Source organism: Streptomyces sp. BK208, assembly GCF_004364245.1.
GTDB lineage: Bacteria > Actinomycetota > Actinomycetes > Streptomycetales > Streptomycetaceae > Streptomyces.
In genome coordinates this window covers 80,462-104,042 of record NZ_SOAV01000017.1, presented here as the reverse complement: position 1 = coordinate 104,042, position 23,581 = coordinate 80,462, and the positions used below count along the sequence as shown (strand labels likewise).

The 23,581-nt window shown below is 73.0% G+C and carries 21 protein-coding genes; 15 read left to right on the top strand and 6 right to left on the bottom strand.

The features are described 5' to 3' along the window. Window positions 1–90: 90 nt before the first annotated feature. Window positions 91–1,359, bottom strand: coding sequence for an MFS transporter (locus tag EV562_RS32600; protein ID WP_133890471.1), 1,269 nt, complete (start codon window positions 1,357–1,359; stop codon window positions 91–93). A gap of 137 nt (window positions 1,360–1,496) precedes the next feature. Between EV562_RS32600 and EV562_RS32595 the strand changes: the two genes are divergently transcribed. The 14 genes from EV562_RS32595 to EV562_RS32525 all read left to right on the top strand — a co-directional run bounded on the left by EV562_RS32595 (window position 1,497) and on the right by EV562_RS32525 (window position 17,291). Beyond that, entirely contained in the window at window positions 1,497–2,108 is a 612-nt protein-coding gene (locus tag EV562_RS32595) for a TIGR03086 family metal-binding protein (RefSeq protein ID WP_133890470.1), read from the top strand. Window positions 2,109–2,333: 225 nt separating this feature from the next. Next, window positions 2,334–3,002 carry a GntR family transcriptional regulator gene (locus EV562_RS32590; protein WP_127893774.1) on the top strand — a complete coding sequence of 223 codons (669 nt, stop codon included), beginning with the start codon at window positions 2,334–2,336 and terminating at the stop codon, window positions 3,000–3,002. Next, on the top strand, window positions 2,999–3,907 hold the full coding sequence (locus EV562_RS32585) for a dihydrodipicolinate synthase family protein (protein WP_133890469.1): 909 nt from the start codon (window positions 2,999–3,001) through the stop codon (window positions 3,905–3,907). The genes EV562_RS32590 and EV562_RS32585 overlap by 4 nt, the downstream gene beginning before the upstream one ends. Then, complete coding sequence (gene araD / locus EV562_RS32580) at window positions 3,904–5,652, top strand: L-arabinonate dehydratase (protein WP_133890468.1); 1,749 nt, start codon at window positions 3,904–3,906, stop codon at window positions 5,650–5,652. The genes EV562_RS32585 and araD overlap by 4 nt, the downstream gene beginning before the upstream one ends. Window positions 5,653–5,765: 113 nt before the next feature. Beyond that, window positions 5,766–6,701 (top strand): sugar ABC transporter permease, encoded by a 936-nt coding sequence (locus EV562_RS32575; RefSeq protein ID WP_133890467.1) that lies wholly within the window; start codon window positions 5,766–5,768, stop codon window positions 6,699–6,701. Next, the gene (locus EV562_RS32570) at window positions 6,698–7,594 is read left to right on the top strand and encodes a carbohydrate ABC transporter permease (protein WP_133890466.1); all 897 of its coding nucleotides are present in this window, start codon (window positions 6,698–6,700) and stop codon (window positions 7,592–7,594) included. The genes EV562_RS32575 and EV562_RS32570 overlap by 4 nt, the downstream gene beginning before the upstream one ends. Then, a complete protein-coding gene (locus EV562_RS32565; protein ID WP_133890465.1) occupies window positions 7,591–8,748 on the top strand; it encodes a Gfo/Idh/MocA family oxidoreductase in 1,158 nt (385 codons plus the stop codon). The genes EV562_RS32570 and EV562_RS32565 overlap by 4 nt, the downstream gene beginning before the upstream one ends. Beyond that, on the top strand, window positions 8,745–9,590 hold the full coding sequence (locus EV562_RS32560; protein ID WP_133890464.1) for a PmoA family protein: 846 nt from the start codon (window positions 8,745–8,747) through the stop codon (window positions 9,588–9,590). The genes EV562_RS32565 and EV562_RS32560 overlap by 4 nt, the downstream gene beginning before the upstream one ends. Beyond that, the gene (locus tag EV562_RS32555; RefSeq protein ID WP_133890463.1) at window positions 9,587–11,146 is read left to right on the top strand and encodes a glycoside hydrolase 43 family protein; all 1,560 of its coding nucleotides are present in this window, start codon (window positions 9,587–9,589) and stop codon (window positions 11,144–11,146) included. Before EV562_RS32560 ends, EV562_RS32555 begins: the two co-directional genes overlap by 4 nt. Window positions 11,147–11,214: 68 nt before the next feature. Further along, window positions 11,215–12,585, top strand: coding sequence for a sugar ABC transporter substrate-binding protein (locus EV562_RS32550; RefSeq protein WP_166662111.1), 1,371 nt, complete (start codon window positions 11,215–11,217; stop codon window positions 12,583–12,585). Between the two features lie 312 nt (window positions 12,586–12,897). Beyond that, window positions 12,898–13,698, top strand: a complete 801-nt coding sequence (locus tag EV562_RS32540) for a rhamnogalacturonan acetylesterase (RefSeq protein WP_133890461.1) — start codon at window positions 12,898–12,900, stop codon at window positions 13,696–13,698. A gap of 113 nt (window positions 13,699–13,811) precedes the next feature. Then, window positions 13,812–15,143: a polysaccharide lyase family 1 protein gene (locus tag EV562_RS32535; RefSeq protein WP_133890460.1), complete on the top strand. Its 1,332-nt coding sequence runs from the start codon at window positions 13,812–13,814 to the stop codon at window positions 15,141–15,143. Window positions 15,144–15,227: 84 nt separating this feature from the next. Further along, window positions 15,228–16,376, top strand: coding sequence for a pectinesterase family protein (locus EV562_RS32530; protein ID WP_133890459.1), 1,149 nt, complete (start codon window positions 15,228–15,230; stop codon window positions 16,374–16,376). 117 nt (window positions 16,377–16,493) lie between these two features. After that, window positions 16,494–17,291 carry an HAD family acid phosphatase gene (locus EV562_RS32525; RefSeq protein ID WP_133890458.1) on the top strand — a complete coding sequence of 266 codons (798 nt, stop codon included), beginning with the start codon at window positions 16,494–16,496 and terminating at the stop codon, window positions 17,289–17,291. Window positions 17,292–17,303: 12 nt separating this feature from the next. Here the strand turns inward: EV562_RS32525 and EV562_RS32520 are convergent, their stop codons facing one another. The 5 genes from EV562_RS32520 to EV562_RS32500 all read right to left on the bottom strand — a co-directional run bounded on the left by EV562_RS32520 (window position 17,304) and on the right by EV562_RS32500 (window position 21,433). Then, window positions 17,304–17,990, bottom strand: coding sequence for a hypothetical protein (locus tag EV562_RS32520; protein WP_133890457.1), 687 nt, complete (start codon window positions 17,988–17,990; stop codon window positions 17,304–17,306). Further along, window positions 17,987–18,562 carry a SigE family RNA polymerase sigma factor gene (locus tag EV562_RS32515; RefSeq protein WP_133890456.1) on the bottom strand — a complete coding sequence of 192 codons (576 nt, stop codon included), beginning with the start codon at window positions 18,560–18,562 and terminating at the stop codon, window positions 17,987–17,989. The genes EV562_RS32520 and EV562_RS32515 overlap by 4 nt, the downstream gene beginning before the upstream one ends. 76 nt (window positions 18,563–18,638) lie before the next feature. Beyond that, window positions 18,639–20,093, bottom strand: a complete 1,455-nt coding sequence (locus EV562_RS32510) for a penicillin-binding protein 2 (RefSeq protein WP_133890455.1) — start codon at window positions 20,091–20,093, stop codon at window positions 18,639–18,641. A gap of 92 nt (window positions 20,094–20,185) precedes the next feature. After that, window positions 20,186–20,656 carry a GNAT family N-acetyltransferase gene (locus EV562_RS32505; protein WP_133890454.1) on the bottom strand — a complete coding sequence of 157 codons (471 nt, stop codon included), beginning with the start codon at window positions 20,654–20,656 and terminating at the stop codon, window positions 20,186–20,188. Window positions 20,657–20,659: 3 nt separating this feature from the next. Then, the gene (locus EV562_RS32500) at window positions 20,660–21,433 is read right to left on the bottom strand and encodes an IclR family transcriptional regulator (protein ID WP_133890453.1); all 774 of its coding nucleotides are present in this window, start codon (window positions 21,431–21,433) and stop codon (window positions 20,660–20,662) included. A gap of 115 nt (window positions 21,434–21,548) precedes the next feature. Between EV562_RS32500 and EV562_RS32495 the strand changes: the two genes are divergently transcribed. Then, entirely contained in the window at window positions 21,549–23,078 is a 1,530-nt protein-coding gene (locus tag EV562_RS32495; RefSeq protein WP_133890452.1) for an aldehyde dehydrogenase (NADP(+)), read from the top strand. The last annotated feature ends 503 nt before the right edge of the window (window positions 23,079–23,581 follow it).

Sequence of the window (23,581 nt, the reverse complement as noted above, 5' to 3'; positions counted from 1 at the left end):
GCGGGGACCGGGCCGGACCGCCGCGGGGCCCCGGGGTAGTGACGCCGCCGGGGTCCGTCGGGGCCGTCCGCGCGGTCCCCCAGGCCTCGGTCAGCGGTCCCCCAGGCCCCGGTCAGGGGTGTCCGGCGGAGTCGGACCCGGGACCGCCGGGTGCCGGGCGAGGGCCGCCGCCGTCCCCATCAAGGCCGCGCCCACGGCCGGGAGCAGCAACGCCAGGTCGGTCGCTTCCACCAGGGCCGCGCCCGCGGCCAGGCCGAGGACGTTCGGGGTGAAGACGAGGGTGCCGGCCGTCGCCGTGACCCGCCCGAGGAGCGGACCGGGCGTCTCCCGCTGGACGGCGGTCAGGGCGGCGATCAGCACCGCGGGCAGCCCCGCGCCGATCGCCGCGCCGCAGGCCAGGGCCACTCCGTCGTTCGGGACCGCCCGCGCGGCCACCGCGATGGAGAGCAGGGCGATCCCGGCGGTGGCGAAGCGCCGGCCGCCCAGCCGCCGCATGGCCGGCCCGGCGACCAGGCCGGCCGCCACCGACCCGGCCCCCTGGACGGCGTACAGCGCACCGGCGTACTCGGGGGAGTGGCCGAGGTCGTCGACGACGGCGTACACCGTGGCGCCGTTGACGCCCGCGCACAGCATCGTGACGCCGCCCGCGAGGACGAGCGGGCGCAGTCCGGGGCGTCCCCACAGGTACCGGGCGCCCTCGGCCGTGTGCCGCCGCCGGTTCCCCGCGGGGCGTCCCGGGGGTGCCTCCCGCACCCGCAGCGCGGCGTACACGCCGGCGGCCAGCACGAACGTCGTCGCGTCCAGCAGGGCCACGGCCGGGCCGCCGTACGCCGCGTACAGGCCCGCTCCGGCCGGCGGCGCCACCAGTTTCATGCCCTCGTTGCAGCTCATGCGCAGGCCGTTGAAGTCCCCGAGCAGCCCGGGGGCGACGGCGGTGGCCACCAGCGCCGACTCGGCCGCGTCGTGGACGACGCCCGTCGCGCCGTACACGAGGAGCACCGCGTAGACCAGCCACAGTCCGTCCCGTGAGTCGACGGCGAAGAGCGTGAGCAGCAGGCAGGCCGTCAGCAGGCTCGTGGCGATCAGCAGCGGCCTGCGGCGGACGCGGTCGGCCAGGGTGCCGAGGGCCGGGCCCACGAGCGTCGGGGCCCACATCGCGAGCACGCACAGCGCCGCGAGCCCGTCCGAGCCGGTCAGGTCCTTCACCCACACGCCCGCCGCCAGCCACAGTGCGGAGGTACCGAAACCGGACACCACCACCGAGGCGAGACACAGGCCGGCGGTGCGGTCGCGCAGGACCCGGACGACGGGCGGGCGTCCGTCCGGTTGCGCCGAGTCTTCCGTTCGTGCGGTCGTCATACCTGGTCAGCGTGGGCCTAAGGCCCGGACGCGCGCATCGGGCAGGTGTCCTAGTCGCGGCCGGACCGATGAGTTTCGCGGGTGCGGCGGGTCCACCGTCCGACGGAGCAGGCCCCGCACAGCCCGAGGAGCAGCCGATGAGTACCGACCCCGCCACCGACCCCGCCACCCTCGACCTGGGACCGCAGGCCCGGATCCTCGCCCGCCTCGCCGACGGCGTGCGTGACGACCGGCTGGGGGACCCGACGCCCTGCCCCGACCTGGCGGTGCGGAACCTGCTCGGCCACCTCACCTACCTCGCCGTCGCCTTCCGCGACGCCGCGCGCAAGGACCTCAGCGCCACGACCGACACCAGCCCCGGGGCGTCCGTCCCGGACATCGGGCCCGGCTGGCGCGCGGACCTCGCGAAGGCCCTGGGTGAAGTCGCCGACGCCTGGCGCGAGCCGGACGCGTGGACCGGCATGACCCGGGCCGGCGGCATCGACCTGCCCGGCGCCGTCGCCGGAGCCGTCGTCGCCGACGAACTGGTGATCCACGGCTGGGACCTGGCCCGCGCGACCGGCCAGGAGTACGCCCCCGACGAGGCCGCGCTCCAGGCGGCGTACGGACTCCTGGCGGGCGCCGCCGAGGAGTCCGAGCGGGACGAGGGCATGTTCGGCCCCGTCGTCGCCGTGCCCGCCGACGCGCCGCTGCTGGAGCGGGCGGTGGGACTGAGCGGACGCGATCCGGGCTGGTCCCGCACCGCCTGACGACCGGCCGGCCGGGCCGGTCCCGGCCGCCGCCGCGGTACCGCCCCGCCCGGCGAGTGAGGTACCCGGCTTCGACTTTCCTTTGTCAGAACCATTGACGCGGCCGCGCGCCCCTCTTACCTTCAACGCGTCGTACTTCGTACGTCATATATGAGACGCGATACGCGAGATCTCAGACATCAGAGATCGGTCCGCGCATCCGACGCGAGATTCCGAGAGGCGCGCATGACCTCTGTGCCCACGCCGATCCCCTCCCGCACGCAGTACGTGCTGGAGGAGATCAAACGCCGCATCCTCACCGGCCGGCTGACGCCCGGCCAGGCCCTGGTCGAGACCGACCTCGCCGCACAGTTCGGGGTGTCCAAGACGCCGGTGCGCGAGGCGCTCAAGACGCTGGCCGGTACCGGACTGGTCGTGATGAGCCAGTACAAGGGCGTCACCGTGCGCATGGTGGACGCGGACATGGCGCGCGAGGTCTACGACGTCCGGCTCCTCCTGGAGCCCGAGGCGCTCCGGCGCGCCGTGCGCCGCGGAGCCTCCCTGGACGCCGCACGCGACGCGCTCACCCAGGCCGACCGCGCCACGGACACGGCCGAACGGTCGCTGGCCAACCGGGAGTTCCACCGCGCCCTGTACGTGCCCTGCGGCAACCCGCTGCTCGGCCGGATGCTCGACGAGGTCCGCGACCAGGCGGCCCTCGTCTCCGCGGTCGCCTGGGCCGCCGACCCCTCCTGGGAGCGGGAGGCGGGCGAGCACCAGGAGATCCTGCGCCTCGCCCTCGCCGGTGACGCGGACGGCGCGGCCCGCGCCCTCCACGCGCACATCGCGTCGTTCGTCGAGCGGGCCTTCCCCGAAGCGGGGACCGCGGCCCAGGAAGAGGACGGTCAGGCATGACAGCGACGTTCGAGACCCAGCGGGCGGCCCTGGCCGACGTGGTGGCGATCCCGGTGACCCCGTTCGCCGAGGACGGCTCCGTCGACCCCGCCACCTACCGGGCCCTGCTGCGTCGTCTCCTCGACGGTGGCATCACGACCCTCACACCCGGCGGCAACACCGGCGAGTTCTACGCCCTCGACCCGGCCGAGCGGCGCCTGGTCACCGAGCTGACGATCGAGGAGGCCGGCGAGCGCGCGGAGATCCTGGTCGGCGTCGGCCACGACGTGCCGACGGCGGTCGCCTCCGCCCGGCACGCCCGCGACCTGGGCGCCTCCATGGTGATGGTGCACCAGCCCGTCCACCCCTACGTCTCCCAGAGCGGCTGGGTCGACTACCACCGCGCCATCGCCGAGGCCGTGCCGGAGCTGGGCGTCGTGCCCTACATCCGCAACGCCCAGCTCCTCGGCACCCGCCTCGCCGACCTCGCCGACACCTGCCCCAACGTCATCGGAGTGAAGTACGCCGTACCGGACGCCGCCAGGTTCGCCGCGTTCGCCCGCGACGCCGGCCTCGACCGCTTCGTCTGGGTCGCCGGGCTCGCCGAGCCGTACGCGCCCTCGTACTTCTCCGCCGGAGCCACCGGCTTCACCTCGGGACTGGTCAACGTCGCCCCCGCCGTCTCGCTGAACATGATCGAAGCGCTGCGGGCGGGCGACTACCCGGCCGCCATGAAGGTCTGGGAGCAGATCCGCCGCTTCGAGGAACTGCGCGCCGCCAACGGCTCCGCCAACAACGTCACCGTGGTCAAGGAGGCCCTCGCCTCGCTCGGCCTGTGCCGCCGGGAGGTCCGCCCGCCGAGCAAGCCGCTGCCCGAGAGCGAGCGTGCCGAGGTCGCCGCCATCGCCGCGGGATGGTCGATATGACCGGCCCCGTCGGCGCGCCCGGCCGCAAGCGCCCCGAGGAGCTGCGCAGCCACCAGTGGTACGGCACGGACGGACTGCGCTCCTTCAGCCACCGCGCCCGCACCCGCCAGCTCGGCTACCTGCCCGAGGAGCACCTCGGCAAGCCCGTCATCGCCATCCTCAACACCTGGTCCGACATCAACCCCTGCCACGTGCACCTGCGCGACCGCGCCCAGGCCGTGAAGCGGGGCGTGTGGCAGGCGGGCGGCTTCCCGCTGGAGTTCCCGGTCTCCACGCTCAGCGAGACCTTCCAGAAGCCGACCCCGATGCTCTACCGCAACCTCCTCGCCATGGAGACCGAGGAACTGCTGCGCTCCTACCCGGTCGACGGCGCCGTGCTGATGGGCGGCTGCGACAAGTCCACGCCCGCCCTGCTCATGGGCGCAGCCAGCGTCGACCTGCCCGCCGTCTTCGTGCCCGCGGGGCCCATGCTCCCCGGGCACTGGCGCGGCGAGACCCTCGGTTCCGGCACCGACATGTGGAAGTACTGGGACGACAAACGGGCCGGCCTCATCGGCGACTGCGAGATGCAGGAACTGGAGAGCGGCCTGGCCCGCTCGCCCGGCCACTGCATGACGATGGGCACCGCCTCCACGCTGACCGCCGCCGCCGAGGCCCTCGGTGTCACCGTTCCCGGCGCCTCCAGCATCCCCGCCGTCGACTCCGGGCACGACCGGATGGCCGCCGCCGCCGGACTGCGCGTCGTCGAACTGGTCCACCGCGACCGGAGACTGAGCGACATCCTCACCGCCGACGCCTTCGAGGACGCGGTCATCACCGTGCTCGGCCTCGGCGGCTCCACCAACGCCGTGATCCACCTGATCGCCATGGCGGGCCGCGCGGGCGTCACCCTCACGCTCGACGACTTCGACCGCATCGCCCGCACCGTCCCGGTGCTGGCCAACGTCCGCCCCGGCGGACAGACCTACCTGATGGAGGACTTCCACTTCGCCGGCGGCCTGCCCGGCTTCCTCTCCCGCATCACCGACCTGCTCCACCTGGACCGGCCCACCGTCTCCCACGACACCCTGCGGGAGCAGCTGGACGGTGCCCTCGTCCACCACGACGACGTCATCAGGACCCGCGACAACCCGGTCGCGGACGAGGGCGGGGTCGCCGTCCTGCGGGGCAACCTCTGCCCGGACGGTGCCGTCATCAAGCACATCGCCGCCGAGCCGCACCTGCTCAAGCACACCGGTCCCGCCGTCGTCTTCGACGACTACCGGACCATGCAGCGCACCATCAACGACCCGTCGCTGGACATCACCGCCGACAGCGTGCTGGTGCTGCGCAACTCCGGCCCCAAGGGCGGTCCCGGCATGCCCGAGTACGGCATGCTGCCCATCCCCGACCACCTGCTCAAGCAGGGCGTGCGGGACATGGTCCGGATCTCCGACGCCCGGATGAGCGGCACCAGTTACGGCGCCTGCGTACTGCACGTGGCCCCCGAGTCGTACGTCGGCGGACCGCTCGCCCTGGTGCGCACCGGCGACTCCATCACCCTCGACGTCGAGGCGCGCTCCCTCCAGCTCAACGTCGACGACGCGGAACTGGAACGCCGCAGGGCCGCCTGGACCCCGCCGCCCGCCCGCTACGAACGGGGCTACGGCGCGCTCTACAACGAACAGATCACCCAGGCCGACACCGGCTGCGACTTCGAGTTCCTGGCCCGCCCCGGCACGGTGCAGGACCCCTACGCGGGCTGAACCGCCGGGCGGATCCGCGCACACCCCTGCCGGTTGAGAAAGCGCTTCCCGTACGGCGCCCGCCCGCCGCGACGCCCGACCCCCGCACGACGTACCAGAAACGGAGAACTGTCATGGCCCAAGCCGCAGCCGTGGCGAAACCGCCCGCGCCACCCCGGCGGCGCCGTGCCTCGGCCACGCCGCGCAGGCTCCCGTACCTGCTGATCGGACCGGCCGCCCTGCTGATGCTGGGCTTCATCGCCTACCCGGTCATCAGCGTCTTCTACTACAGCCTGCAGCACTACAACCCCACCAAGCCGTGGCGGAACGGATTCGCGGGCTTCGACAACTTCGTCAAGATCTTCACCGACGACGCGGTGTTCTGGGACACCCTCGTCTTCAGTGCCAAGTGGGTCTTCGTCGAGGTCGGACTGCAACTCCTCTTCGGTCTGGCGCTGGCGCTCATCGTCAACCAGACCTTCGTGGGGCGCGGCATCGGGCGGGCCCTGGTCTTCTCCCCGTGGGCCGTCTCCGGCGTGCTGACCTCGGCGATCTGGGTGCTGCTCTACAACTCCCAGACCGGCGTCACGCGCTACCTGGCCGACATGGGCATCGGCTCGTACGGCACCAGTTGGCTCTCCGACACCTCGACCGTGTTCTCCGCGGCGGTGGTCGCGGACCTGTGGCGCGGCGTGCCCTTCTTCGCGATCCTCATCCTCGCCGACCTCCAGTCCGTCTCGAAGGACCTGTACGAGGCCGCCGAGGTCGACGGTGCCAGCCGGCTCAAGCAGTTCTGGCACATCACGCTGCCGCACCTGAAGGACGCCATCATCCTGTCCACGCTGCTGCGCGCGGTGTGGGAGTTCAACAACGTCGACCTGCTCTACACCCTGACCGGCGGCGGACCCGCCGGCGAGACCACGACGTTGCCCCTGTACATCGCCAACACCAGCGTCGACGCCCATGACTTCGGCTACGCGTCGGCCCTCACCACGGTCGCGTTCGTGATCCTGCTCTTCTGCTCGATCGTCTACCTGCGGCTGAGCAAGTTCGGAGGCGAGAACAAGTGATCACCAAAGAGGCCACGGCGGCCGCCCCCGCCCCCGCGCCGGTCGCCCCCGCGCCGCCGCGGCCGCGCAGGAAGCGCCCGGCCTGGGACGAGGTGCCCCGCTGGCAGATCTACCTGCCGCTCGGGATCTACCTGATCTTCACCCTGATCCCGTTCTACTGGATCGTGCTCTTCGCGGTGCGCCCGGCCGGCTCGACCTCGCTCCTGCCCTGGCCGATGACCACCGAGCACTTCGAGAAGGTGTGGACCGACCGCGGCTTCGGCACCTACTTCCAGAACAGCGTGTACGTCGGCCTCGCGACCCTGGTGATGACCACGCTCGTCGCCCTGGCCGGCGGCTACGCCCTCGCCCGGTTCGACTTCAGGATCAAGCGCGGCTTCATGCTCGCCCTGCTCTGCTCCCAGTTCGTGCCCGGCGCGCTGCTGCTCGTGCCGCTGTTCGAGATCTTCGCCGGGCTCCAGATGATCAACTCGCTGGGCAGCGTCATCATCGCCGAGACGGTCTTCCAGCTGCCGCTGTCGATCATCCTGATCAGCAACTTCATCAAGAACGTGCCGTACTCCCTGGAGGAGGCCGCCTGGGTCGACGGCTGCGGACGCTTCCGGGCCTTCCGGATCGTCGTTCTGCCGCTGCTGCGGCCGGGCCTGATCGCGGTGGGCTCCTTCGCCTTCGTGCACTCCTGGAACCACTTCCTGTTCGCCCTGATGTTCCTCAACAACCAGCACAAGCAGACCATCCCGGTCGGTCTCAACTCCCTGATGAGCGCGGACAGCGTCGACCTCGGCGCGCTCGCCGCCGGCGGCATCGTCGCCGCCGTCCCCGTCGTGATCGTCTTCGCCTTCATCCAGAAGTGGCTGATCACCGGCTTCAGCGCGGGGGCGGTGAAGGGATGAGCCCGGTTCCCGTCGTCCTCGCCGGCGCCCGCGGCCACGGCCGCTGGCACGTCGCCAACATCCGCCGCCTGGAACGGGCGGGAACGGTCCGGCTCGCCGGCATCTGCGAGCTGACCCCGCTGACCGAGGAGGAGGCCGGGGGAGAACTCCCCGAGCAGTCGGCCGACTTCGGCGCCCTGCTCGACTCCACCGGCGCCCGGATCGCGGTGATCTGCACGCCGATCCCCACCCACACCGACCTCGCCCTGACCGCCGCCCGGCGGGGCGTGCACCTGCTGCTGGAGAAGCCCCCCGCACCGTCGTACGCCGAGTTCCGGCGGATGGCCGACGGGGTCGCCGAGGCCGGGGTGGCCTGCCAGATCGGGTTCCAGTCGCTGGGCTCGCACGCCGTGCCCGCCATCCGGGAGCTGGTCGCCCAGGGTGCGATCGGCGAGGTCGTGGGCGTCGGCGGGGCCGGTGCCTGGGTACGGGACGAGGCCTACTTCCGCCGCGCCCCCTGGTCGGGCAGGCGGCGGCTGAACGGCGCCGACGTCGTCGACGGCGCGCTCACCAACCCGCTGGCGCACGCCGTCGCCACCGCCCTCGCGCTCGGCGGCACCGCCCGCGCCGAGGACGTCACCGGCATCGAGACCGAGCTGAGCCACGCCAACGACATCGAGGCCGACGACACCTCCTGCGTGCGGATCGGCACCGCGCGCGGGCACCGCGTCACCGTCGCCGCGACCCTGTGCGCGGAGCGGGCCGACGAGCCGTACGTCCTGGTGCACGGCTCCAGCGGACGCGTCACCTTCTGGTACAAGCAGGACCGCGTCCTGCTCCAGCGCGGCGGCCACGGCCCCGAGGAGTTCCACCTCGGCCGCACCGACCTGCTGGAGAACCTGGCCGACCACCTCGCCACCGGCGCCCCGTTGCTGGTGCCGCCGGACGAGACGGGCGCCTTCATGCGGGTCGTCGAGGCGATCCGCCGGGCCCCCGACCCGGAGCCGCTGCCCGCCGCCGCCTGGCGCCGCCTCCCGGACGAGGCGCGGCGCGTGGTCCCCGGCGTCGACGCACTCGTGGCCGCCGCCGCCGACACCCTCTGCCTCTACTCCGAGCTGGGCGCGCCCTGGGCACCGCGCACCGAGCACCCGCGTCACGAGGTGAGCACCCGATGACCGGCAACGACTCCCCGGTACTGCGCGTGGCGGGCCGCCCCGTCGCCCGGTACGTCACCCGGCCCGAGCTGCCGTACCGGCTCTCGCCGCGCCCCTGCCTGCACCCCGTCACCACCCTGGCCGGCACGGCCGTGACCGAGTTCAGCCCCGCCGACCACCTCCATCACCTCGGCGTCGGTGTCGCCGTTCCCGACGTCGAGGGGCACAACTTCTGGGGCGGGCGCACCTACGTCCGCGGCCGGGGACCGACCGAGCTGGACAACCACGGCACCCAGCGGCACACCGCCTTCCAGCTCCGCGACCCCGACGGCTTCGTCGAGGAGCTGCGCTGGGTCGCCGGCGGCGCCGAACTGCTCCGCGAGCGCCGCACGGTCGCCGCCACCGAACTCACCGCCACCGCCTGGGCACTGGACTTCACCTTCTCGCTGACCAACGTCACCCCGGACCCGCTCACCTTCGGCAGCCCCGCCACCAACGGGCGCCCCGGCGCCGCCTACGGCGGCTTCTTCTGGCGGGCCCGCAAGGAGAGCACGGCGCCCAGGGTCTTCACCGCCGACCGGGAGGGCGAGCGGGAGGTGCACGGCCGCGGCGCCGACTGGCTCGCGCTGAGCGGGGAGACCTGGTCACTGGTGTTCGCCGGCGCCACCGGACGCACCCGGCGCGACCCGTGGTTCGTGCGCACCGAGGAGTACCCGGGAGTCGGGTCCTCGCTGGCCCACGACGACCGGGTGGCCCTCGCCCCGGGTGACACCCTGGTCCGCCGGATCGTCACCGTCGTCGCCGACGGCCGCCTCGACGCCGACGGCGCCGCCGCCCTCGTCCGCAAGGCGGTGAGCCCGTGACCGCCGCCGAGCACACCCCGGGCGCGGCTCCCGGGACCGCCGGGACCTACACCAACCCGGTCCTGAACGCCGACTGGTCCGACCCGGACGTCGTACGCGTCGGCGACGACTTCTACCTGACCGCCTCCAGCTTCGGCCGCGTCCCCGGACTGCCGCTCCTGCACTCCCGGAACCTGGTCGACTGGACGCTGGTCGGGCACGCCCTGGAGCGCCTGGAGCCGGAGCGGGAGTTCGCCGGACCCCGCCACGACTGCGGCGTCTGGGCGCCGTCCCTGCGCCATCACGCCGACCGCTTCTGGATCTTCTGGGGCGACCCCGACCGGGGCGTCTTCCAGGTCAGCGCCCCCGGCATCCGGGGCCCGTGGACCACACCCCACCTGGTCAAGGCGGGCAAGGGCCTGATCGACCCCTGCCCCCTGTGGGACGAGGAGACCGGAGAGGCCTACCTCGTGCACGCCTGGGCCCGCTCCCGCTCCGGGATCAAGAACCGGCTCACCGGCCACCGCATGCGTCCCGACGGCACCGGACTCCTCGACGAGGGCCAGGTGATCGTCGACGCCGACCGGCTCCCCGGCTGGTTCACCCTGGAGGGCCCCAAGCTCTACCGGCACGACGGCTGGTTCTGGATTCTCGCCCCCGCCGGATCGGTGGAGACCGGCTGGCAGGGCGCCTTCCGCTCCCGCGAGTTCTTCGGACCGTACGACGAGAGGGTCGTCCTCGAACAGAAGGACACCGACGTCAACGGCCCCCACCAGGGCGGCTGGGTGCGCACGGCGGCGGGTGAGGACTGGTTCCTGCACTTCCAGCAGCGCGGCGCGTACGGGAGGGTGGTCCACCTCCAGCCGATGACGTGGTCGCCGGACGGCTGGCCTGTCCTCGGGGACGACGGCGCCCCGGTCACCGAGCACGCCCGCCCCGCCCTGCCCCCGCAGCCGCCCGCCGCGCCCGCGGCCGACGACGACTTCCCCGGCGGACGGTACGGCCGCCAGTGGTCCTGGACGGCCAACCCCCGCGAGGGCTGGGCCACCCAGCACGCCGGTGACGGGCTGCGGCTGGCCTGCGTCCGCTCGGCCGACGCGCACGACCTGCGCCTGCTGCCGAGCGTCCTCACCCAGCGCTTCCCCGGCAGCCCGGCGGTGATCGAGGTCGAGCTGCGGCTGGACGGTACGGAACCCGGCGCGCGGGCCGGGCTCGCGGTGCTCGGCGACGCCTACCGCTGGATCGGGCTCCAGCGGGACACCGACGGGACCGTGCACCTGGTGCACCGGTTCGCCGAGCCGGCGGCCGAGGCCGAGCGGGACGCCGACCGGCCGCGCCCCGCGCCCGGCGGGCGGGCCCGGCTGCGGATCGAGACGCTGCCCGGCGCGCGCTGCCGCTTCTCCTACGACCTCGGCGACGACGCCCCCGGCGACGGCCCGCACTCCGTCGGCCGGGAGTTCGCCGCCACCCCCTGGCGCTGGGTCGGCGCACTGCTCGGCCTGTTCGCCCTCGCACCAGCCGGCCACACGGACGCGGGCACCGCCACCTTCACGCGGTTCCGCATCGGGCCCCACTGAACCCCCACGTTGTCGTTCCACCGCTTCGTTCCACCGCTTCGTTCGATCCGGAAGAAGAGAGCCGACCAATGAGGATCAGCATGCTCAGCAGCAGAGACAAGGGCACGGCCAGGCGCCGGACCTCCGCCGCCGTCGCCCTGGGAGCCGTGCTCGCGCTGACCGCCACCGCCTGCGGCGACGACGGCAGCGGGGCGGGCGGCGACAAGGGGGCCGAGGGCAGCGGCAAGGGCAAGATCGTCTTCTGGGACAACAACGGCGGCATCCGTACGGCCGTCTGGAAGGAGATCATCGCCGACTTCGAGAAGGCGAACCCGGACATCGACGTCGAGTACGTCGGGATCGCCGCGACCGAGTACCAGTCCAAGGTCGACACCGCCATCCAGGGCGGCGGCCTGCCGGACGTCGGCGGCGTGACGGCGTCGATGCTCGCGGGCTTCTCCGCGCAGGGCGCCCTGGAGCCGCTGGACGACCGGCTCAGCGCGTCCTCCCTGAGTGACAAGCTCAACAAGGACATGGTCGAGTCCCTGAAGGCCGCGGGCGGCGGCGACGGCACCCTGTACTCGATGCCGACCTCCGCCAACAACGGCGTCCTCTACTACCGCACCGACCTGTTCGAGAAGGCCGGTCTCGACGCGCCGACGACGTGGGACAAGTTCTACGCGGCCGCCGAGAAGCTGACCGACGCGGGCAAGAACGAGTTCGGCTACACCATCCGCGGCGGTTCCGGGTCCATCGCCCAGGCGTTCGACGCCATGTACGGACAGTCCGGCATCACCTCGTTCTGGGACGCCGACAAGAAGAAGACCACCGTCAACGACCCGAAGAACGTCGAGGCGCTGGAGAAGTACGCCGCGCTCTACAAGAAGGTCACGCCGGCCGCCGACGTCAACAACGACTTCGCCAAGATGGTCGCCCAGTGGGACACCGGCACCATCGGCATGGTCAACCACAACCTCGGCTCCTACCAGGACCACGTGAAGGCGCTCGGCGTCGGCAAGTTCCGCGGCATCCCGCAGCCGGCCGGCGCCTCCGGCAAGCGGGTCCAGGTGTCCAACCCGGTCGACGGGCTCGGCATGTTCAAGAGCTCGAAGAACAAGGAGGCCGCCTGGAAGTTCATCGAGTTCGCCACGTCGAAGGAGCAGAACTCGAAGTTCAACGAGTCGGCCGGGCAGGTGCCGTCCAACACCGAGGCCTCGAACGACGCGTGGATCCAGAAGGCCGAGCCGACGAAGCTGGCCGCGCAGGCGCTGAACGACGGGTCCACGACCATCGTCCAGCTGCCCTACTACCTGCCGGACTGGAACACGGTGTCCAAGTCGGAGAGCGAGCCGGCGTTCCAGAAGGTGCTGCTGGGTGACATGAGCGCGAAGGACTTCCTGAACGGGCTGGCCGAGAAGCTGAACGAGGCGCAGGCCGAGTGGACGGAGCAGATGGGTTAGTCGGCCGTTTCGGTTTCGCCGTGGGCGGTCCGTCGTTCGTCGCGGGCTGCGGGCCGTCCGTGGCTTGTCGCGCAGTTCCCCGCGCCCCTAGGGGGTGTCGTTTGGATCTTGCCGCGGTCGCGGGGTCCGGCACGCGCATCTGCGGCGTTGTCGTCACTCGCCGACGCTCCGCGTCGACTCCCCCCTCCGCCTTGCAGCTGCACGCGCCGGACCCCGCTCGGGTCGACGACAGGGACCGCCGGCCGGAGCCGGCCTGATCCAAACGACACCCCCTAGGTGTCTTTCCCAGCCCCTCGCCGAAAGGTGACCCGCGTGTCACTCAGCCGAAGACAGGTCACTGCAGCCGCCGTCTCCGCCGTTCCCCTGGCGTTCGCCGCCACGCAGACCGCCCACGCCGGCGGGCGCCGCCCCCGCACCCTCTACATCGCCGGAGACTCCACCGCCGCGCAGAAGTACGCCGACGCCGCGCCCGAGACCGGGTGGGGCATGGCCCTGCCGTTCTTCCTCCGCAAGGAGCTGGAGGTCGCCAACCACGCCGTGAACGGGCGGAGTTCCAAGAGCTTCGTCGACGAGGGGCGACTCGACGTCGTCCTCGGTGCGATCCGGCCCGGTGACTTCCTCCTGATCCAGTTCGCGCACAACGACGAGAAGGCCGAGGACCCCACCCGCCACACCGAGCCCTGGACGACGTACCAGGACCACCTGCGGCTGTACGTCGACGGGGCGCGGGCCCGAGGGGCGCGGCCGGTGCTGGCCACGCCCGTCGAGCGGCGGCGGTTCGACGCGCAGGGCGACGCCGTGCCGAGCCACGGGGAGTACCCGGCGGCGATGCGGGCGCTCGCGCGGCGGGAGGGCGTGGCGCTGCTCGACGTACAGGCGCTGTCGCTCGCGCTGTGGCAGCGGCTCGGGGCCGAGGCGACCAAGGCGTACTTCAACTGGACCGCCACCGAGCAGGACAACACCCACTTCAACCCGCCGGGCGCGATCGCGGTCGCCCGGCTCGTCGCCCGGGAACTGCTGCGCGAGCGCGTGCTGGCGCACCGGGACGTGCGCCGGCTGGACGAGGAGATCCCCGGGTCCTGGATCAGCTGGCCGGAACCGGCCACCGCGTAGCCACCGCACCGGCCACCTTGCGACACCCCGCACCGGCCACCGCACGACACCCCGCACCGTCCACCGCGCGCAACACCTCGCACACCGCCCCGAGAACCAGGGAGAACCGCACCATGAGCACCCGCAGATGGCATGCGCATGCCACACGTAGAACCGCCGCCCTCGTCGGCTGCACCGCCCTCGTCCTGAGCCTGACCGCCGCCACGGCCGAGGCCCGCCCCGGGCACCACCCCCACGACACCGCCCGGCAGACGCTGCCCGCCCACGACGGCTGGGCCTCCCAGGGCACCGGTACCACCGGCGGGGCCGCCGCCGACGCCGAGCACGTGTACACCGTCTCCACCTGGGCCGAGTTCAAGGCCGCCCTCGCCGCCGGCGGCACCGCGCCCAGGATCATCAAGGTCAAGGGCACCGTCGACGCCGTCTCGGAGGGCTGCGAGGCGTTCGCCGCGCCCGGCTACGACTTCGACGCCTACCTGGAGAAGTACTCCCCGGAGAACTGGGGCAGGGAGACCGACCTGAGCGCCGAGCCCGACGACAGCCCCGAGGGGCTGCGCCGCGCCTCCGCCGCACAGCAGGACCGGTCCATCAAGGCGAACGTGCCGCCCGACACCACGATCATCGGCGTCGGCCGGGGCGCCGCGCTCAAGGGCGCCAGCCTCCAGATCAAGGACGTGGACAACGTCATCGTCCGCAACCTGACCTTCGAGAGCCCCGTCGACTGCTTCCCGCAGTGGGACCCGACCGACGGGGACCAGGGCAACTGGAACTCCGAGTACGACAGCGCCGTGGTGTACGGCTCCACCCACGTGTGGCTGGACCACAACACCTTCACCGACGGCGAGCACCCCGACAGCGCGGCACCCACCTACTTCGGCATGCTCTACCAGCAGCACGACGGCCAGCTGGACATCGTCAAGGGCGCCGACTACGTCACCGCGTCCTGGAACGTCTTCGCCGACCACGACAAGACCATCCTGATCGGCAACAGCGACAGCGAGTCCACCGCCGCCGTGGACCGCGGCCACCTGAGGGCGACCTTCCACCACAACCTGTTCCGGAACCTCGTCGAGCGCGCGCCCCGCGTCCGCTTCGGCCAGGTCGACGTCTACAACAACCACTTCGTGGCCTCGGACGACTACGCCTACAGCTTCGGCGTCGGCAAGGAGTCCGCCCTCGTCGCCGAGCACAACGCCTTCACCCTGCCGGCCGGAGTCGGCCCCGCGAAGGTGCTCAAGCGCTGGAACGACGCGCCGCTCAGCGCCGCGCACAACCGCGTCAACGGCCGCACCGTCGACCTGATCGCCGCCCACAACGCCGAGAACCCGGCAGCCCCCCTCCGCTCCGGCGCGGGCTGGAAGCCGACGCTGCGCACCGGGGTCCTGCCGTCCCTGGCGGTCCCCTTCGTCGTCGACCACGGCGCGGGCGCAGACCGCCTGCGCTGACGCCCGCCCCACGAACCGGGCCGGGGCGCCCGCACCGCCCCGGCCCACCCCGACCGCCCCCGTCCGCCCCGAAGGAGCACCCGCATGCACCGCCCCGCCCCCTCCCGCAGAGGCTTCCTCCTGACGACCGCCGGCGCGGGCGCCGCCCTGGGCCTCGGCCTCGCCGCCGGGCCCGCCGCCGCCGGCACCCGGCCCCGCCCGCACCCCTTCGGCCGCCACGGCTCACCGGCCGCCCGCCGCACCCCAAGGACCCTGTACGTCGACCCGCACGGCCGCGGCGACTTCACCTCCGTCCAGGCCGCCGTGGACGCCGCCGGGGGCGAGGGCTGGACACTGGTCCTCGCCCCCGGCACCTACCGCGAGACGGTCTCCGTCGACGCCGACCGCACCGGGGCGACCTGGATCGGCGCCTCCGGGGACCCGCGCGACGCCGTCATCGTGTACGGCAACGCGGCCGGCACCCCCAAGCCGGACGGCTCCGGCACCTACGGCACCAGCGGGTCGGCCACCACCACCGTGCGCGCCGACGGCTTCACCGCCCGCGCGCTCACCTTCGCCAACGACTGGCTGCGCGCCGACCAGCCCGACTGGACCGGCACCCAGGCGGTCGCGATCAAGGTCATGGGCGACCGGTCCGCCTTCCACGACTGCCGCTTCCTGGGCCACCAGGACACCCTCTACGCCGACACCCGCGACCTCGCCTCCTTCGCCCGCCAGTACTACGAGCGCTGCTACGTCGAGGGCGACGTCGACTTCGTCTTCGGCCGGGCGACCGCGGTGTACGAGCACTGCCACTTCCGCACCCTGGTCCGCCCCGACCTCGACGCGGCCCCGTACGGCTTCGTGTTCGCGCCGTCCACGGCGGGCGCCAACCCGCGCGGCTACCTGGTGACCGGCGGCCGCGTCAGCAGCGAGGCCCCGGCCGGCTACTACAAGCTGGCCCGCCCCTGGGTGCCCAGCTCCGACCCGACCGCCCGCCCGATGCTCACCGTGCGCGGGACCCACCTCGGCGCGGGCATCGACGCGGCGGCGCCGTACGCCGACATGCGGGACGCGTACCCCTGGCAGGAGCAGCGGTTCGCCGAGTACCGCAACACCGGGCCCGGCGCCGAGGTCAGCGTCCCGGAGAACCGGCCGCAGCTCACCCGCGCGGAGGCCGCCCGGCACACCCGGGAGACGTATCTCGGCGACTGGCGGCCCCACGACCGGCAGCCGTACCGCGGACGGCACTGACCGGCCCTCCCCGGTGCGGTACTTGACCCGCTTGACGTGATCTTTGCCAGATGCGGGGGCGCGAATCCGGCCACGGGTCTCGCGCTCACCCGGGTGACGCGCGTAGAAACCTGTGTCATGCATAAACCACTGCGCATCGCGACCGTCACCGCCGCCTGTGCCGTCGCCGGTGCCGTCCTGTACGGCACCGGCGCCGCCACGGCCGGCCAGTCGACGGCCAACTCCACCCACGAGCCGTACAACATCGGGGTGCTGGCCAAGGACATCGACGCCTACTACGGCACCACGCTCGACGCCGACGGCGTCTACCAGGCATCCCCGGACAGCCCGTACGCCGCCGACCTGGCCCGCCTGGACGCCACCGCGAAGCAGCAGATCGACCGGGCGGCCCGCGCGGCGCGGCACCGGCACGACAGGCCGGCCGTCGTCTTCGACATCGACGACACGCTGCTGCTCAGCCTCGACTACGAGAAGAAGAACAACTACGGCTACGACGGCACCACCTGGGCCGCCTACGTCGACCGGGCCGACCGCCCGGCCGTCCCCGGCAGCCCCGAGCTGGCGCGGTACGCCGAGAAGAAGGGGGTCGAGGTCTTCTACAACTCCGGCCTCAGCGAGGCGCAGCGCACCGCCGCCGTCCAGAACCTGAAGCGGGTCGGCGCCGACGTGAACCTCGACGCGTCCCACATCTTCCTCAAGGACAAGGCGAACCCGCCGTCCTACCTGGCCCACTGCGCCACCCCGGGCACCTGGACGTGCACCACCGTGCAGTACAAGGCGGGCACCCGCCGGCACATCGAGCGCGACCTCGGCTACGACATCGTCGCCAACTTCGGCGACCAGTACTCCGACCTCCAGGGCGGCTACGCGGACCGCACGTACAAGCTGCCCAACCCGACGTACTTCGTCGAGTAGCCGCACCCCCGCTCAGCCGCCGGCGGCGAAGCCGCCCGCCGTCGAGAGACGGCCGGACGGGGCGGTGGCCGTCACCGACCAGCGGTCGCCGCCCGCGTCCCGGCCGCCGCGCTCGTGGTTGTACTGCCCAGCGAACACCCACGTGCCCGCCGGTACCGTACGGCCCTGCCGGAGCGTCCACCGGTAGACGAGGAAACCGCCCCGCTCGGCGACCGTGAACGCGAAGTCCGCCTCCGGCAGCGAACGCCAGGCTCCGGTGGAGGTCACCGAGCCCGTCTGCGCCACCCGCAGCTCGACGGTGAGCGCGGTCAGGGCGGTGCCCGCCCTCAGGGTGACGTTGCTCTGCGCCCAGAAGTCGTTGCTGTGCGGGTCCACGGTGCCGCTCGACCACAGCGGACCGGGCGCCGGCGCATCGTGCGCGCCGGCGGCCGGGCGCGGCACGGGAGCGTCGTCCCGCACCACCGAGGCGACGGTGTGGCCCCCGGCGACCAGGACAGCCGCCACGGCCGCCGTCGCCCCCGCCACCCGAACCCAGCCCGGCGGCGACGGGCGGGCCGGCCCGCCCTTCCCGGCCGTCATCCCGCGTTCCACCCGGGCCAGCATCCGCGCCCGGTCGGGCCGGTGCGCCCCGGCCGCCGCGTGCAGCCGGGCGCGCAGCTCCGCGCCCGCCTCGCCCCCGTCCCGCCGCGGTCCGGTCATCGGGCCCCTCCCGCCGCGCCACCGCTGCGCGCGATCGCCGCGCGCACCTGCTGGGGAGCGCGGGGAGCCGTCCGGGTGCCGAGCAGCCGCTGGAGTTCGGCCACCCCTTTCGACGTCTGGCTCTTGACCGTGCCCACCGAGACGCCCAGGGCAAGCGCCGTGTCCTTCTCCGAGAGGTCGAAGGCGTGCCGCAGCACCACGCACGCCCGTTTGCGGAACGGCAGCCGGCGCAGCGCCTCCTGTACGTCCACCACGCCCGCGACGTCGGGGTTCTCCGTCGGCTCCGCGCGCTGCGACCAGAACAGGGCGACGCGTCTGCGTTCGCGCACGGCGGCCCGCACGCGGGTGCGGGCCAGGTTGGCGACGACCCCGCGCGCGTACGCCACCGGGCGGTCGGCCGCGCGGACCCGGTCCCAGCGGTGCCACAGGGCCAGCAGGGCGTCCGCCGCGAGGTCGTCGGCGGCGTCCGGCTCGCCCGTGAGCAGGTGGGCGAGCCGGGCCAGTTCGGCGTAGTGGCGCTCGAAGAAGGCGTGGAACTCCGCGGAGGCGGCGTCGTCGACGGCTGTCCCCACGGCGGACCCTCCTCGCAGCGGCTTCCCGGGTGCCGAACACCGTACGGCAGACCGAACCCGGCCGGCCCCCGGAAAGTCAGCCCTTGAGGGCCGCCTCCATCATCGCCTTGGCCACCGGGGCCGCCAGGCCGTTGCCGCTGACCTCGCTGCGGGCGGCGTCGGACTGCTCGACGACGACCGCCACCGCGACCTCGTCGTCCGAGGTGTCGGACTTGGCGTACGAGGTGAACCAGGCGTAGGGCGTCTTGCTGTTGTTCTCGCCGTGCTGGGCCGTGCCCGTCTTGCCGCCCACCGTCGCTCCGGGCATCTGCGCGCCCGAGCCCGTGCCCTCCTTGACGACGGTCTGCATGGCCGACTGCAACTGCGCGGCGGTGGAGGAGCTGACGATCCGCTTCGCCTCCGCGTCGGTGTGGTCCTCCAGGACGTCCCCGCCGCTGTCGGTGACCTGCGACACCATGTGCGGGGAGACCAGCTCGCCGCCGTTGGCGAGGGCCGCCGAGACCATCGCCATCTGCAACGGCGTCGCGGTCACGTCGAACTGGCCGATACCGGTCAGCGCCGTCGACGACCGGTCCATGTCCTTCGGGTACACGCTGGTGTAGGCCCGGACGGGCACGTCCTGCGTCTCGTCGTTGAAGCCGAACTTCTCGGCCGTGGCGCGCAGGTCGTCCTGGCCGAGGGAGACGGCCATCTTCGCGAAGACGTTGTTGCACGAGTACTGCAGCGCGGTGCGGATCGTGGCGTTCTCGCACGGGGCGTTCGGGTTCTCGTTGGACAGCTCCGTCGAGGTGCCCGGGAGGGTGTACGGGTCCGGGCTGTCGGTCCGCTCGTCCACCGAGTCGTACAGCCCGTTCTCCAGGGCCGCGGCCGCCACGACCAGTTTGAACGTCGACCCCGGCGGCAGCGGCTGGCGCAGCGCGCGGTTGGTCAGCGGCTTGTCGGGGTCACCGGTCAGCTTCTCCCACGCCTCACCCGCGGTGTTGGCGTCGGTCAGCGACGACGGGTCGTAGGAGGGGGTCGACACGACCGACAGGATCCGGCCCGTCTTCGGGTCGATCGCGACGGCGGCGCCCTTCTTGTCGCCCAGCGCCTCGAACCCGGCCTTCTGCACGGCCGGGTCGATCGTGGTCACCACGTTGCCCGGCTTCGCGCGTGCGTCGGTGACGGTGTCCATCACGGTCTTCAGCCGTGGATCGGTGCCGTTGAGCACGTCCTGGTAGATGCCCTCCAACTGCGTCGGCGCGTACGCCTGCGAGGCGTAGCCCGTCACCGCCGCGTAGAGCTTCCCGTTCTCGTACGTGCGTTTGTACGCGAGGTCGCCGCCCTTCGTCGACGCCGAGCCGGTGACCGGCCGGCCGGCCACGATGATGTCCCCGAGCGGCTCCGCGTACGTCTCGATCGCGTTCCGCCGGTTGTCCTTGCTGTCCGCGAGCGCACGGCTCTCGTAGAACTGCACCCAGGTCGCCCTGACCAGCAGAGCGAACACCAGGAGCAGCGTGAAGACCGATGCGCGCCTGATCGTCTTGTTCATCCCGATGACAGGACGAACGGGCGGGCGGCGATCGTTCCCCTGTGCCCCGGTTTCTCATCTTTCTCATCGAGTGTTCATCCGGGGCCGGCGCGTCACTCGGCGAGGTGCAGGACGACCTCGTCGATCTCCTCGCCGCGGGCCGGTGCGAACCCCCGCGCCTGCACGCTGGTCACGAACCCGCACTTCTCCAGCACGCGCCGCGACCCCGTGTTGTCGGCCGCCGCACGCGCGTACAGCGGGCGGTCCCGCACCTCGGTGAGCAGGGCGCGCAGCGCGGCCGTGGCCACGCCCCGCCCCCAGTACGTCCGGTCCACCCAGTACGTCACCTCGCGCTCGCCCGGGTCCCCGTACACCGCGGTGCTGCCGACCACGTCACCGTCGGCGAGGATGGTCCGCACGATGTCGCGGGAGTCCCGGATCTTCGTCCAGTGCGTGGCGAACGCGTCCCAGTCGGCCGGGTCCTCGGGGGTGAAGGCCGCCATGCGCAGGGACTGTGGATCGTTCATCTGCCGGAAGAAGACGGGCAGATCGCTGTCGTGGACCTCGCGCAGTGCGATGTGCATGGATCAGAGCCTACGCGTGGCCAGCGTCAGCCGGTCCCGTGCGTCGAAAAGCGCGTCCTTCACCGTCTGCTCGTGTGCCGGCGTCAGCCGCGCCACCGGCACCGAGCAGCTGATCGCGTCCCGCGCGGGGGTCCGGTAGGGGACGGCCACGCCGAAGCAGCGCAGCCCCAGCGTGTTCTCCTCCCGGTCCACGGCGAAGCCCTGCTCCCGCACCTGGTGCAGCTCCTCGATGAGCTTCTCCCGGTCGGTGATGGTGTGCTCGGTGAGCGCGGGCAGCGTCTCCGGCAGCAGCTTGCGCACCTGCTCGTCGCTGTAGGTGCTCAGCAGCGCCTTGCCCAGCGAGGTCGAGTGCGCGGGCAGCCGGCGGCCGACCCGGGTGAACGGCCGCAGATAGTGCTGGGACTGCCGGGTGGCCAGGTAGACGACGTTCGTGCCGTCCAGCCGCGCGAGGTGGATGGTCTCCGTCGTGTCGTCCGAGAGCCGGTCCAGCGTCGGCCGGGCCGCCGCGACCACCTCGTCGCCGTCGATGTACGAGGTGCCGACCAGCAGCGCCCGCACGCCGATGCCGTACCGCGTGCCGGTGGCGTCGGTCTCCACCCAGCCCAGCTCCACCAGCGTGCGCAGCAGCATGTAGAGGCTGGACTTGGGATAGCCGACGGCCTCCTGGACCGACGCGAGGGAGTGCATGCCGGGGCGTCCGGCGAAGTACTCGAGCAGCTCAACCGTCCGCACCGCGGACTTGACCTGCGCTCCGCCCCCCGTCTCGACAGCCGTCATCGCCCTTGACCCCTTCGTTCGACGGGAAATACTCTCGCGAGCAGCATATTCATCAGTAGAGACAGCGTTCAGCATATCGAACGAGTTCTGTGCAGAGCACGTGGAGGGACCCGCGGTGGCAGCAGCACCAGTCTGGAGTGTCGACCCCCGTACCGGGAAGCAGCGTGAGCAGGTCGCCGTGGAAGCCACGGCCGAGGAGGTGGACGCGGCCGTCCGCGCCGCGCACGCCGCACGGGAGGCCCTCGCCGACCGCACCGTGCGCGCGGCCTTCCTGCGCGGCGCCGCCGACGAGCTGAAGGCGGCCGAGGGCACCCTCGTCGAGGTCGCCGACGCGGAGACCGCCCTCGGCCCGGTCCGGCTCACCGGTGAACTCGCCCGCACCTGCTACCAGCTGCGGGCCTTCGCCGACATCGTCGACGAGGGCGAGTACCTCGGCGTGGTCGTCAACCACCCCGACGACACCGCCACCCCGCCCATCCCCGACCTGCGCCGCTACAAGGTGCCGCTCGGCGTCGTCGCCGTCTACTCGGCGTCCAACTTCCCCTTCGCCTTCTCCGTCCCCGGCGGCGACACGGCGAGCGCGCTCGCGGCCGGCTGCCCGGTCGTCGTCAAGTCACACCCCGACCACCCGGCGCTGTCCGAGCTGGTCGCCAAGGTGCTGCGCCGGGCCGCGGCCCGCCACGGCATCCCGGACGGCGTCCTCGGCCTGGTGCACGGCTTCGAGGCGGGCGTCGAGCTGATCAGGCACCCGCTGGTCGCCGCGGCCGGCTTCACGGGCTCCGTCCGCGGCGGCCGCGCGCTCTTCGACGCGGCGGCGGCGCGTCCGGTGCCGATCCCCTTCCACGGCGAGCTGGGCTCGCTGAACCCGGTCGTCGTCACCGAGGCGGCGGCCACCGAGCGGGCGGAGGACATCGGTGCGGGCCTGGCCGGTTCCATGACGCTGGGCGTCGGGCAGTTCTGCGTGAAGCCCGGCCTGGTGCTGGTGCCGTCCGGTGACGCCGGGGACGGCCTGGTCAAGTCCCTCACCGACGCGGTCAGCGCCACCGACGCCGGTGTGCTCCTGGACCACCGCATGCGGGACAACTTCGTCGCGGGCGTCGCCGAGCGCGCCGCGCTGCCCGACGTGGACTCCCCGGTGACCCCGGGCGCGGGCGGCGAGCACACCGTCAGCGCCGGATTCCTCACCGTGCCGGCGGCGCGGCTGGCGGCCCGGGGCGAGCACGACCTGCTCCTGGAGGAGTGCTTCGGGCCGGTCACCGTGGTGGCCCGCTACCGGGACGAGGAAGAGGTGCGGGGCGTGCTGTCCCGGCTGCCGGGCAACCTGACCGCGACCGTGCAGCTCTCCGCCGAGGAGGCGGCGGGGGAGGGCGCCGGGGCGGCGCTCCTCGCCGAGGTGACGCCGCTGGCGGGCCGGGTGCTGGTCAACGGCTGGCCGACCGGAGTCGCCGTGGCGGCGGCCCAGCAGCACGGGGGGCCCTACCCGGCGACCACGTCGACGTCCACGTCGGTGGGGGGCACGGCCATCGAGCGCTGGTTGCGGCCGGTGGCGTACCAGGGGGTGCCGGAGGCGCTGCTGCCGGAGGAGCTGCGGGACGACAATCCGCTGGGGCTGCCCCGGCGGTTCGACGGGGTGCTTGAGCGGTAGCGCGTGGGGCCCCGGGCTGTCGGCCGGCTGCTGGGCCGTCGCGGCTCGTCCCGCCCACGCGGTGGGTCCGCACCCGGAGACGGCTCCGGGGCCTGAAAGTTCCTCGATTCCGCATCGGTTGTGAGGCGCCGACGGTCTGCTGCGCGCATCGCGCAGGGCGCGCACAGCACCGTGTCCGCCGGCTCGAACCGCTCCTCGCCACATCCGGTCGGAGGCGCCGGCGACCCGCCCCGGAAGGGACACCCGCTTCTCCCGGGGCCGCAGGTGACAGGCCCGGCCTCACGGCCTCGGTCCCGTACGGCACATCTTGGCCGGAGCGCAGGATCAGAGGCGGCAGAGCGGACCGCTGAGGGCGAGCCGAGGTCGGTGATCGCCGAGACCCGCGGTCCGGCGCCGCATCGACGCGGCGACGGCGGCGGACGGGGGCGAGTGGTCCGCGAAGGGATCACAGGCCGCGGCCCGCGGGCCTCAGGGGCGCAGAGATGCCGGCCGCCTGTGCCGCA

What these genes read in the sequence shown, in the direction of transcription:
- EV562_RS32590 (WP_127893774.1), top strand. Translation starts at nt 2,334, where the DNA reads ATGACCTCTGTGCCCACGCCGATCCCCTCCCGCACGCAGTACGTGCTG.
- EV562_RS32505 (WP_133890454.1), bottom strand. Translation starts at nt 20,656, where the DNA reads ATGCACATCGCACTGCGCGAGGTCCACGACAGCGATCTGCCCGTCTTC.
- EV562_RS32530 (WP_133890459.1), top strand. Translation starts at nt 15,228, where the DNA reads ATGCACCGCCCCGCCCCCTCCCGCAGAGGCTTCCTCCTGACGACCGCC.
- araD (WP_133890468.1), top strand. Translation starts at nt 3,904, where the DNA reads ATGACCGGCCCCGTCGGCGCGCCCGGCCGCAAGCGCCCCGAGGAGCTG.
- EV562_RS32575 (WP_133890467.1), top strand. Translation starts at nt 5,766, where the DNA reads ATGGCCCAAGCCGCAGCCGTGGCGAAACCGCCCGCGCCACCCCGGCGG.
- EV562_RS32525 (WP_133890458.1), top strand. Translation starts at nt 16,494, where the DNA reads ATGCATAAACCACTGCGCATCGCGACCGTCACCGCCGCCTGTGCCGTC.
- EV562_RS32510 (WP_133890455.1), bottom strand. Translation starts at nt 20,093, where the DNA reads ATGAACAAGACGATCAGGCGCGCATCGGTCTTCACGCTGCTCCTGGTG.
- EV562_RS32560 (WP_133890464.1), top strand. Translation starts at nt 8,745, where the DNA reads ATGACCGGCAACGACTCCCCGGTACTGCGCGTGGCGGGCCGCCCCGTC.
- EV562_RS32600 (WP_133890471.1), bottom strand. Translation starts at nt 1,359, where the DNA reads ATGACGACCGCACGAACGGAAGACTCGGCGCAACCGGACGGACGCCCG.
- EV562_RS32550 (WP_166662111.1), top strand. Translation starts at nt 11,215, where the DNA reads ATGAGGATCAGCATGCTCAGCAGCAGAGACAAGGGCACGGCCAGGCGC.
- EV562_RS32565 (WP_133890465.1), top strand. Translation starts at nt 7,591, where the DNA reads ATGAGCCCGGTTCCCGTCGTCCTCGCCGGCGCCCGCGGCCACGGCCGC.
- EV562_RS32520 (WP_133890457.1), bottom strand. Translation starts at nt 17,990, where the DNA reads ATGACCGGACCGCGGCGGGACGGGGGCGAGGCGGGCGCGGAGCTGCGC.
- EV562_RS32585 (WP_133890469.1), top strand. Translation starts at nt 2,999, where the DNA reads ATGACAGCGACGTTCGAGACCCAGCGGGCGGCCCTGGCCGACGTGGTG.
- EV562_RS32595 (WP_133890470.1), top strand. Translation starts at nt 1,497, where the DNA reads ATGAGTACCGACCCCGCCACCGACCCCGCCACCCTCGACCTGGGACCG.
- EV562_RS32535 (WP_133890460.1), top strand. Translation starts at nt 13,812, where the DNA reads ATGAGCACCCGCAGATGGCATGCGCATGCCACACGTAGAACCGCCGCC.
- EV562_RS32500 (WP_133890453.1), bottom strand. Translation starts at nt 21,433, where the DNA reads ATGACGGCTGTCGAGACGGGGGGCGGAGCGCAGGTCAAGTCCGCGGTG.